Origin of the sequence: Sphingomonas sp. AX6, from assembly GCF_902506605.1 — a bacterium.
GTDB lineage: Bacteria > Pseudomonadota > Alphaproteobacteria > Sphingomonadales > Sphingomonadaceae > Sphingomonas.
On sequence record NZ_LR733979.1, the window covers coordinates 2,620,047 to 2,630,740 of the forward strand.

A 10,694-nucleotide genomic window follows, 5' to 3' on the forward strand; every position below is an offset into this window, starting at 1 on the left:
TCTGTTTCAGACTTCGATAACGATCAATTGGGCCGGTGAATAACCGTCAGCTTGTCGGCTGAAATATCGATCAGCCCGCGCTCCGCGAACGCTTGCAACCACCCCTCCATCGGCCAGAAATTCCATCGCGATCGGAACAACTGTGCGTTGCGCAAGATGTCATCAAAGTGGCCAAGCGGCGGATCTTCGCTCGCATGATGCTGATGAAATGCTCCCGCGCCGCCCATGAACATTAGCGGGATGCCTGCCGCCTGAGTCCGGAAGCCGAAATCGGTGTCTTCGGCGCCATAGCCGGTAAAGGCTTCATCAAAGCCGCCGAGCGCTGTGAACTGGGACTTCCGGATGCCGAATGCCAGCGACCAGAACAATCCGGCATTGTCTTCGCGGCGAACGCCAAAGGAGGGAAACGGGCGCACTGGATGCGGTCTGGCGCGACGTTTGAGTTCGCCCTCGTCCCAGCAACCACGCGCATCGTCAGGCCCTAGGTAAAGCACCTCGGCGCAAATCAATGCCGCATGTTCAGCCAATGCATCCGACATCTTCTTGATTAGCCCGGCCATCGGGATGCAATCGACGTCGAGAAATAGCAGCTGTTCCGATACGGCATGACGCGCAGCCAGATTGCGAGAAGCAGCCAGGGGAAGGCATTCGGCAACAAGCCGGTCAATCTTGATGGGGAACGCCGTTTCGGGAACTGCCACGGGCGGCGTGCTTCCCATATCGATGACGATCAGTTCGGCCGGAGAGACTGTGCTTCGCTCCAATCCCTCAATCAGCTTGGCCAGATGTCCCGCACGATTGCGGACGATCGTCAGCACGCTCATCGTCATGGCCGACGCCACAAATCGAGCCGATATTTTTCCCGGCGTTCGGCGCAAAGAACATCCATCGGCAGTCGGATGGCGTCGCCAAGCTTTGTGATCGCGTCGTCCCCGCTCTGCGGATAGTCGGTCTCGCCAATCCAATGTACGAGCAGCACATCGCCTCCGGTCGAAACTTGATCCGTCAGCCAATGTGCGGCACGGGTCAGATCAGCATCATCCCAATAATAGGCGACTTCGGAAAGCACCACGAGATCGAACTGAGTATGGCTTGGCGCCTCGCGCGGAAAGGCCATCCGTGAAAAAGAGACCGACTGAAATTCGGCGCACCGCTCGCGGGCGGCTGCCAGCGCAGTTTCGCTCACATCGATGGCGAGCAGTCGGCTGCAATGCTGGGCGAGCTGGAGGGTCAGCACCCCCTTTGCGCAGCCGATCTCGAACCCGTGCCGATAAGAGCGACCGGCCAACGCCTTGATTGTATCGGCGTATTTTGCCTGTTCGTAAGGGCTGGTTGCGAGATCCCAGGGGTCGTCAGTGCCCTGAAACATGTTTTCGAAATAGTCTGCCGGCAGGCTTGGCTTATCCCCCATGGCCGGGCCTCGAATGATAGAGGATGTCGCGGGGTGGCATCCGCGCTGCCGAGCGCGGCAATCGGAAGCCGGGGCCATAGGCCCCACTTAATTGGCTACGATGCGCGAAGAGCGCATATCGCCTTGTTCCTTGGGCCATTGGCGCGGTTGCCAATCGCGGCATCGATGCCGTCATCGGCGCATCCCCCCAAACGAGATATTCTACCAACTGCACCCGGCGCCGGGCGGCGGAGCGGACGGCGTGGGCAAGTTGCGCCGCCGCTGCGTGATCGCAGTGCGGCTCGTGCGATGCGGTCACGGCCAGCACATCTACGCGCCGCGCATGGCATAATGCCACCAGCGCGCGGCAACTCGCTTCGAAGCCCCTATCCCCCGGCGAATGCGGTGACGCGTCACGCCAATTGAGGTGGATCGGTACGGTTGCGTTTCCCGTCAGTCGGCGAATTGCGAGGCCTGCCTCGCGGCGGCGAGTCCGGGTGAGTGTCCCTGCGGCCAGAGGATGCGATCCCGAGCCATCGGTAAGGTATACGATTCCTGCCAGCCTGCCTTCGCGCGCGGTTTGGGCGATCAGCGCCCCGGCACCCAGCGTTTCGTCATCGGGATGGGGTGCGATTACCAACCATCGCAGCCGCCGCCAGCGCGCGTCCGAAATGGTGGTGAGCGGCATGTGCGTCACCATAATTCGTCGCCCGCGCCCCATACATCACGGTCCAGCCAGGCAAGCGCCGCCTGATCGCGTGCGTAATCCGGGCCGCCCTGGCGCAGATACAAGCTGAGGTCGCGCGTGATCTTGTCGATCCGTGTCCCATCCATCGCGCTGTGCGTGCCGGTAATCCGCGCCGCCAACTCCATGACGTCTAGCGCTGCGCGTTCCACGACGCCGCGCGTCATCCGTGCAAAGGCCGGGCCATCGGGATCGTCCCGCGCCGCACGAAGCGCACATTCGCGCACCCAAAAATAGGCGGTTCGCGCCGCCGCCACCGCGTCGGCGAAGCGTGCGCGCTGGACCGCATCCGATCGCGTCGCCGGTCGCATCGCCAGCCGGGTTTCGCCAAGAAGCGACTCGATGCCGCCAAGTTGAACCGCGGTAAACCGCCACGCACCCGTGGTGAAGCGCGGTTCTCGGTCGTAATCGCCCGCGTCACCAAGCAAATCGTCGGGCTCGACCGTCATCTGCTCCAACGAATAACGACCACTACCGGTCGCTCGCATGCCACGAACGCGCCACCCGGACAGGTCGGCACGGATTGCAACATCAGCACGAACCACGACCAGTTGCCGCTCGCCGGAAGCAGGCTGGGCAGTGATTACCGCATGGGCGACGCCACCCGCCCCGGTTGCGAAAATCTTCTCACCATGCAGCGTCACTGGCCCGTCCGATTGGGCCAGCGTAACGCCCGGTGGGGGTTCGGTTGCCCAGACACCATAGATCGCCCCGGCGGCCAAGCGGCAACCAAGTACTTCCTTTTGCGCATCCGATCCGTACCACCCGAACAGTTCGAGTGCGTTGACATGCCCTTCGAACAACCGGCCGATGCTTAGGTCCGCGCGTCCGATATGCCGAAGCACATCCATCATCGCCAAATGACGCTCGACAGGGCCGGGGAAATGCTCGCCGCCGCTTGCCGTCGGTGCGAACGTACGGTGGAGCCCCGCGCCCGTGAGCAACGCCATGCTATCGGCGGGATAAACGGGTGCAGCATCATAGCGCACGCCCAGCGCCGACAGACCGTCACCAAGCGAGGCCGCGCGAGCGACCCAATCATCGGCGGCGTTCGACGTCGGTTCGGGTTCGATCATGCGGCAACCATGTCCGGATGGTCGAGCCCGACAAGCCCCTCGATCCAACGCGCCAGCTTTTGAGGACCCTGCGGATCGGAAAGCGCGCGGCGACGCTCGGGATCGATCCGCAATGCCGCATCGATCAGCCCGGGCCATTCCGTTGGCAACGGCCAAGTCGGCCGCACGATTGCAGCCTGCGCGCAATCTAGTCCGGTTGCGGTTGCGATCTGTTCATCGAACGGACGCGGTTGCGGGATACAGATGAACGGCTTCTCCGCCGCGAGCACGGCAGTTACCAAACCGTCGCCCGCCGCCCCGACCACGACCGACGCTTGCGCTATTTCCCGGTTTGCTCGGTCGGTCCATCCCGCCAGCGTCAGGTTCGAAGGGCAATTGCGGGGCGGCGTCACGGGGCCAATCGCACGCCACGCGACCTGAGGACAAGTCCGTGCGGCGTCGGCAATTTGCTCTCCATCAAAGGCAGATCCGCCTTGTCCTGCCACGACTAATACCGGGCCGTCATCTTCGTCCTTCCGCTCCTGCTGGACGGTCAGCCCCGGACAATAGCGCGTCTTCTGCCGGACCCAGTCAGGCGTGCCCTCAGCCTCGAATTGTTGCGGATAGGGCGCGATCAGCGCGCGTGCGCCACGAAACGCCTCCAGATGTGCCGCGTCCGTTCGTTCGCCTGCAAGCCGAACATACAATACGGGCACCGAAGCAAGCCTGGCCAACATCGCCATTTCAACCGAGACATCGACGATCATCAGCGCTGGCCGCGCATCTGCAATCCACTGGGTGACGGTCGCAACGCGGCGCCGAATGCCGGGATGATCCAGGGGTGCGTAGTGCAAGGCGTTCGGCCGTATCGCGATGTCATCAGGAGTCTCGATCCGCGCGACCGGGAGATCGTCGTCCAACGCCAGCCCCTCATCGCCGACTGACGTTCCCAACAGTACGACGGGACAGGACAGCGCATCTCTGATGACGCGCGCACGGGTCAAATGTCCCGCACCATGATGATGAACATAATATCCGATGGGGCGCATATGCATCAGGAAGAGCTCAGAAGCATGTCATGAGGCATGGCGGCAAGTTTGGACTCCTCACGCGCGATTGCGGCCGCACCGCCCGACGCTCGCATCTCGCGCCGCCAATGTGCCCTGGCGTGCCAGTGCGAATAGTCGGGCGCCATTGGCGTTTCACCGGCCGATGCCGCCGATAGGAGTGTCCGCATCGCGTCGGCCATGCCTCCTGCGGCCCGGCCATCCCGACGCGGCGACACGACCAGATGAACATTGTTCGGATGAACCAGTCGCGCACCCTCTGCGACCGCAGCGGTGACAAGTGCCTGATCTTCTCCGGTTTCCATCAACGGTACGCCGCCGGCTTTTCGATAGGCAGCCACAGTGATCGCCAGGCTGCCCCCGACATGGTCGCCGTGCCGCGGCGGCAGGTCCCAAGGCACGGGATCGATCGCATCCTCAATCGCGCGTACTTCCGTCCAATACCGGTCCCACATCCTGCGCAGCCTCGCGGCCTCCGGCGGCAGGGGCTCTTCGGGGTCGAGGTCGATCCGACCGCCAACCACGTCGGCGCCGCCCTTGATCGCCTCAACGATCGAACGAAGCCAGTGGCGGGGCGGGCGAGCATCTGCGTCTGTGCTCACGAGGATCGCGTCGTCGCGGAAATCCATGCGCGCCATGCCGCTATCCATCGCGAGCTTGCGGGCCGACCCCGCATGCGCGAGCCGGGATTCGAATACCGCTTCCACGACGTGCAGGTCCAAGCCGGATGACCAGCGGACCGCACATTGTTCAACGACGCCGATCGATTGATCGGTGCTGTTATTGATCGCGACAACCACCCTCACCTGCGAATGCCAATCCTGCTCCGACAGCGCATGGAGCAGTTTCGGCAATCGCGTGGCTTCGTTTCGAGCGGGCACGCAGACACACAGCGGCACCTCATCTGGCGCGAGTTCAACCATGGACACTGGGCCGCGACGGGAAGCGGTGTGCGCGGGCACGGCCGGCGCCTCCCCATTCCGAATGGCAGTCGGACTGATTACCGGTCAATTGTCCGTAAAGTGCTTCGTAACCGTCGATCATATGGGCGACATCGCAAACCACCTCAGCGCGCTGGCGACAGGCCCGACGGTCCAAACTCAGCGCCGCATTTGCCGCTTCGGCAAGCGATGCCGGATCATCTGGCAGCGCCAGCTGACCGCTGGAGGCATCAAGAATCTCCGGTATCGCGCCGCGTGCAAATGCCGCGACGGGCACGCCACAAGCCAGCGCCTCTGCGACGACCAGACCATAGGGCTCATCCCACATCGGCGTGCACAGAAATGCCCGCGCGCCACCAATAAGTGCAGCCAAGCTAATATGGTCGAGATGGCCGACGTGGACTGCCTGGCTACCCAGTGCGGGCATGATCTGGTCCCGATAATAGTCCTGGTCGTGCACCGGTCCTGCAATCTTCAAAGGCAGCCCGACCAGCCGGGCGGCCTCCATCGCCAAATGCAGTCCCTTCTCCGGCACGATCCGGCCGTACCAAACGAGATAAGGCTCGGGATCGGGTTTGGCGCAAAAAGCAAAACGCGTGAGATCGATGCCATTCATGATGACGGCATCGACCGCACGGACATCGTGCCATTGGCTGCTGACTGATTGTGAGACGCCCACCAACGCGTGGTTCGGCGCGTCTAACATCCGCACACCGCTTTCCAGCCAGCAAAACGGTGGCGTGTGCAGCGTCGTCACCATCGGCATGGGCAACGTGTCCGCCATGGTTACCGGTAGATAATGGAGGGAATTGTTGTGGACGATGTCGAAGTCCAAGCGACGCAATCGGGTCATCAAACTTAGATAAGCATGGTGTTCTTGAAAGAACGCGACATCGTTCGCTTCGGCTGTTCCTACTGCAGCAATGGCAGTGGCCGCACAAATCGCCTCCAACCCAGCCAATGGCTGTGACCGCGCTGACGCGAAAAGCGTCACTTGGTGTCCGCGTTCGCGAAGCTTTCGGACGAGCAGGTGGGTGTGCATCTCCAACCCACCGGCAAACGGCTCTGCGATCGGGTATTTCAGATGTGCGATGATCCCGATCCGCAACAAACATTCTTTCTCATCAGGCTCGTTTGCGGACCGACAGTTGGAAGCACACGGCAAAAGGGTGGGACATAACGCTCGAACAGGCAGCGGACCCGAACCCTCGATCGGGATGCGTCGGACACCAAACACTCTTTGTGCATATGCGTTGCGAGAAACGTGACATCGCTAACATGAGTTATAACGATTTGCGTACGAAGGGCTTTTCCGAAGCGATCTGCCAATGCGATCGATGTTGGAACGCAGAAGTGGAGCACCGACAGGCGTCGCTGTGAATATTGGTTAAAACCTCAAGCGCTACGTGCTTTTCTCGTTTCGACCCGCAGGTCCAAGCTGTCCGCCTGGGGGAATGGCCTCTCGGTGCACATCGTCGGGGTCCCTTCCGTGCGACCGGTCGAGCAAGCGAATAAGTGGCGTGACGGTCAACCCATGGATCAGGATCGAAAGCAGCGCGACGAGCGCGACGATGCCCCACAGGCGACCAGCTTCAGCGAAATCACCCTCGTTCAACGCAAACGCCAAATAATAGAAGCTGCCTACCCCTCTGATACCGAAGAATGAGATCGCCGCGCGTTCGCCGTAAGTCGTCGAACTTCCCACCAAGCCCACCCAACCTGCAACCGGGCGGACGACAAATATGATGGCCAAAGCCACCACGACGTCCTGCCACCGCAGTGCAGCCAGCAAGCCGCTGGCTAATCCAGCGCCGAATACAAGAAGGAGTGCCATCATGGCTAGCCGTTCGACCTGTTCGGTCAGATCGTGCATCTCACGATGAAATTCGTGCCGACGATGCGCAGACCGCAGGGTTACTGCGGTCACGAAAACCGCAAGAAATCCGTAGCAGTGGATCATCTCGGTCAGCCCATAGGAGATGAGCGTTGCTGAAACGGCAATCAGACCGTCGCCCGTTCGCGACAGGCTCGAATCACCCGGGACATTGAAGGTCAGCCAGCCGAATGCCTTTCCCACGATCCAACCTGCGGCGACCCCTGCACCAATCTCCCAGGCAACATTGTAGCTAAGCCATTCCCAAAACCACGGCTCCCCGGTCGCAGAAGAAACGGCAAGCGCAATCGCAAGATTTACAAAAGGGAACGCCAACCCGTCGTTGAAGCCTGCTTCAGAAGTGAGACCAAACCGAACTTCGTCTTCGCCGCCGCCCTGTGGTGGACCAACCTGAATGTCAGACGCCAGGACAGGGTCAGTGGGGGCGAGCGATGCGCCAAGCAGCAGCGACCCGACCACCGACAACCCTAGTCCGTAATGGCCCAGCATAAGGATCGAGGCGATGCTCAGTGGCATTGTCAGAGCCAGAAGCCGCCAAGTGGTAGACCATGTCCTCCACGAAAATGGTCGATCGATTTTGAGTCCCGCACCCATCAGCGCGATGATCACTACGAACTCAGTAAAACGTTCGGCGACGATCGGATAAACGAGGGGCGATGGGGTAAAGGCGAGCAGCGGCGTGAAAGCCGCGGCCGCGCCCAGCCCAATGCAAATAATCGGCAGCGACAAAGGAAGCCGCTTCAACACAAGCGGCAGCCACGCGACAAGGGCGATAAGTGCCCCCGCCGCGGTTAGTAGTACGATGTAGAGTTCTGGTGCGGCGAAGAGCTTTTGAATCATGTCTTCATGTTGCCAAATTAGGCTGCAACATTAATTCCATGGCAGCCCCCCAAAAAGTCCGTAGCAATCACAAAACCCTCGAGCCCAAGATTTCCGGATACTGCATCGCTGTTACGCGCTTATCGGTACCGTCTGCTGGTGCTGCAGCACCCGCCACTCGTCATGCTCGAGCCGGCGAATAGTTGTGGTGCAGTAAGCAGTGTAGGCCTCGTCATCACGTCGAGCCTCCGCCTTATAGGCCAACACAATCAGCCCCTCTTGTGGGCGAGCGACCCGTTGATCGCTAAAGGTCACTTCCGACCATCGCGGAGTTTTCTGAACCGCCTCGATCGCCATACGACCGGTGAACACATAATCCTGTTCCGGCAGGACCATCAGGCATTCCGGATCGATAAGCCTTTCATACTGGTCCGCATCGCCCATCCAGAGACTTTGTTCAAATTCCCAAACGCGTCCGTCTTCCATTTCTCAACTCCTACGATTTCAAATGGCGAACAGATGCCAAGTGTGATCGTTCCGAAATTATGGGGCATAGGTGGTTAGAACGCGCTCTTAAGAAAATGTCGGAATATTGACCGTGAAGGGTGACACCCACCGCGCGATTTCGAGGCTTGCCGAAAATCTGGCTTCAACATCCCCACGACTAGCGCAGGGTGACCGATCTCGGTCGTAAGGTGCATGTTCGTTTCCCACCCAGTTGCCGTCGGATCCTAGGTACTTTTGGCCTACCACTAGCGGCCATCGGGCGATGCCCGACAGCCGCATCGATAGTCAGATTTCGGTACGCTCTGCGAGCATGAGCGCATCCTCCACGTCGACACCCAGATAGCGAACGGTGTTCTCGATCTTGGTGTGTCCGAGCAGGATCTGCACCGCCCTGAGGTTGCCGGTGGCTCTGTAGATCATGGCGGCCTTCGTTCGCCTCATCGAGTGCGTGCCATAGTCTTCGCGCCGCAGTCCGATGGCTGTGACCCATTCGTCCACAAGCCGGGCATATTGCCGCGTGCTCATCGGACGACTGCGATCCAGTCGACTGGGGAACACGTAGTCATCTGCTGTGCCGCCGCGGCACTGCAGCCAAGCGGCAAGGCTTCCACGTGCATCAGCCGTGATTTCGAACTGCACCGGCCGACCGGTCTTCTGCTGGATCACCATAGCGCGCGTCCGAATATCCTGCCCGGCTATGAGACCCCCGATCCTCAGCTTCACGAGGTCGCAGCCCCGCAACTTGCTATCGATGGCAAGGTCAAACAACGCGCGATCCCGTAACCGCTCCTCTCGATCCAGAAAGAAGCGGATCGCCCAGATTTGCTTCTGCGTGAGAGGTCGTTTCGTACCAACCGTCCTACCGGCGTTCCATGCCACGCGGTTCTGCATGACGGGATCTAGATGTGAATAGGTCATCATCGTTCTCCTTGGCCGTGATTGGCCAAAGGCAAAAACGAACAAAGGTCGGTCAGCGTCGTCCAAAGCAGACATCACACCACCGGGTTAAATGACCGGTTTCGGGCGCCATCAAGGGTTGACCCCATGACCGGGATTAGGGCGCTTAGGCGTCATCGCATCAGTAATGGGGGGTGCTCGCCCCGGTCAGCGCTGCATATGCTGCCTTCCAGCACAGCAGTCGGTCGTCGCCTAGATTTCTACGTAGCCGTCCTTTGCTATCGCATACGTCTGACCAAATGTGGTCAGCCACCCTACTTAGCTCCAGATCGGTCGGGTTTCTGTCATGCTCGATGCACTTCACAATTTCGCGCGGTACGAGCGTGTTTCCACGCTTCACTAAATTGCCTGCGCTGATCTGTTGAACGTCCCACTTGTGCCCGATCGGTCGGCTAGGCCCGTGCACCGTGTCCAGCATGATCCAAGCTCTTCAACGCGTCCAGAATATCGGAAACCGCTATAGGATGGGAAAGCTCAGACGGCCTCCGAAGTGTTGGGTCGGGCCGGACAGCAAACGCATCTGACGCCCATGAGGCTAAAATCGCGCGTTTAACCTCCGGTTCCATTTATGGGCGTTCGACCAACTCGCGTGGACTACTGAGCGCACCAAGAAAATGAACCGACATGCTCACTCTCCAGATTTGCAGTTGGTAATATGTGCCCGCCCCGCGCTCCGTCGGGGCGGGCAAAGGTTCATGCCGCCTCGCGCTCCGCCTTCGGAGCATCCAGACTGTCGTTGGCCGCAGGTGTGGAAGCGCCATTGATCTCAATCCGCCGCGGCTTCATCGCTTCAGGGATCTCCCGCTTCAACGAGATCCGCAGCAGTCCATTATCGAAGCTTGCATCCTGCACGACAACGAAGTCAGCGAGTTGGAAGCGCCGCTCGAACGCGCGTGTGGCAATGCCCCGGTGCAGATATTGGCGATCGTCTGCTGCATTTGCCTTGCGACCGGTGACAACCAACTGGTTGTTCTGTGCGACGACGTCGATATCCTCGGGTCGGAAGCCAGCGACCGCGAGCGTGATACGATACCGGTCTTCGCCATCCTGCTCGATGTCGAACGGGGGATAGGTCTCAGTTTCCGCTCGCACGGTGTTCTCCAGCAGGTCGAACAGACGGTCAAAGCCAACGGTCGAACGCCGATAGGGCGCAAAGTCAAAATTGGTCCTCATATCCAAATCCTCCAATGAGCAATCTGAGCACAAGGAGCATCGGAAACGAGCCGATGCTCTCGTCCCGCCGGACCGCGTTGCGCATCCGGCGGGCGGCAAGATGGTTTTGCGCGGGCGGGGTTCAAGACCTCCCGTGAAATTTTCTA

The 10,694-nt window shown here is 60.4% G+C and carries 11 protein-coding genes; all 11 read right to left on the bottom strand.

The window, feature by feature from the left end; all coding sequences use genetic code 11:
* Positions 1-23 precede the first annotated feature (23 nt).
* Positions 24-830: a glycosyltransferase family 2 protein gene (locus ENHY17A_RS12645; protein ID WP_159713206.1), complete on the bottom strand. Its 807-nt coding sequence runs from the start codon at positions 828-830 to the stop codon at positions 24-26.
* Positions 827-1,411 (bottom strand): SAM-dependent methyltransferase, encoded by a 585-nt coding sequence (locus tag ENHY17A_RS12650; protein WP_159713207.1) that lies wholly within the window; start codon positions 1,409-1,411, stop codon positions 827-829. The genes ENHY17A_RS12645 and ENHY17A_RS12650 overlap by 4 nt, the downstream gene beginning before the upstream one ends.
* The gene (locus ENHY17A_RS12655; protein ID WP_159713208.1) at positions 1,401-2,078 is read right to left on the bottom strand and encodes a PIG-L deacetylase family protein; all 678 of its coding nucleotides are present in this window, start codon (positions 2,076-2,078) and stop codon (positions 1,401-1,403) included. The genes ENHY17A_RS12650 and ENHY17A_RS12655 overlap by 11 nt, the downstream gene beginning before the upstream one ends.
* A 5-nt stretch (positions 2,079-2,083) precedes the next feature.
* The gene (locus ENHY17A_RS12660) at positions 2,084-3,211 is read right to left on the bottom strand and encodes an acyl-CoA dehydrogenase family protein (RefSeq protein WP_159713209.1); all 1,128 of its coding nucleotides are present in this window, start codon (positions 3,209-3,211) and stop codon (positions 2,084-2,086) included.
* Entirely contained in the window at positions 3,208-4,245 is a 1,038-nt protein-coding gene (locus ENHY17A_RS12665) for a glycosyltransferase (RefSeq protein WP_159713210.1), read from the bottom strand. The genes ENHY17A_RS12660 and ENHY17A_RS12665 overlap by 4 nt, the downstream gene beginning before the upstream one ends.
* Positions 4,245-5,180 carry a glycosyltransferase gene (locus tag ENHY17A_RS12670; protein WP_159713211.1) on the bottom strand — a complete coding sequence of 312 codons (936 nt, stop codon included), beginning with the start codon at positions 5,178-5,180 and terminating at the stop codon, positions 4,245-4,247. Before ENHY17A_RS12670 ends, ENHY17A_RS12665 begins: the two co-directional genes overlap by 1 nt.
* Positions 5,173-6,306: a glycosyltransferase family 4 protein gene (locus ENHY17A_RS12675; protein WP_159713212.1), complete on the bottom strand. Its 1,134-nt coding sequence runs from the start codon at positions 6,304-6,306 to the stop codon at positions 5,173-5,175. The genes ENHY17A_RS12670 and ENHY17A_RS12675 overlap by 8 nt, the downstream gene beginning before the upstream one ends.
* A gap of 294 nt (positions 6,307-6,600) precedes the next feature.
* A complete protein-coding gene (locus tag ENHY17A_RS12680; protein ID WP_328799145.1) occupies positions 6,601-7,932 on the bottom strand; it encodes a cation:proton antiporter in 1,332 nt (443 codons plus the stop codon).
* Between the two features lie 111 nt (positions 7,933-8,043).
* On the bottom strand, positions 8,044-8,397 hold the full coding sequence (locus ENHY17A_RS12685; protein WP_159713213.1) for a DUF4440 domain-containing protein: 354 nt from the start codon (positions 8,395-8,397) through the stop codon (positions 8,044-8,046).
* 306 nt (positions 8,398-8,703) lie between these two features.
* The gene (locus ENHY17A_RS12690) at positions 8,704-9,336 is read right to left on the bottom strand and encodes a tyrosine-type recombinase/integrase (RefSeq protein ID WP_159713214.1); all 633 of its coding nucleotides are present in this window, start codon (positions 9,334-9,336) and stop codon (positions 8,704-8,706) included.
* 732 nt (positions 9,337-10,068) lie between these two features.
* Entirely contained in the window at positions 10,069-10,548 is a 480-nt protein-coding gene (locus ENHY17A_RS12695) for an Hsp20 family protein (RefSeq protein ID WP_159714599.1), read from the bottom strand.
* Between the last annotated feature and the right edge of the window lie 146 nt (positions 10,549-10,694).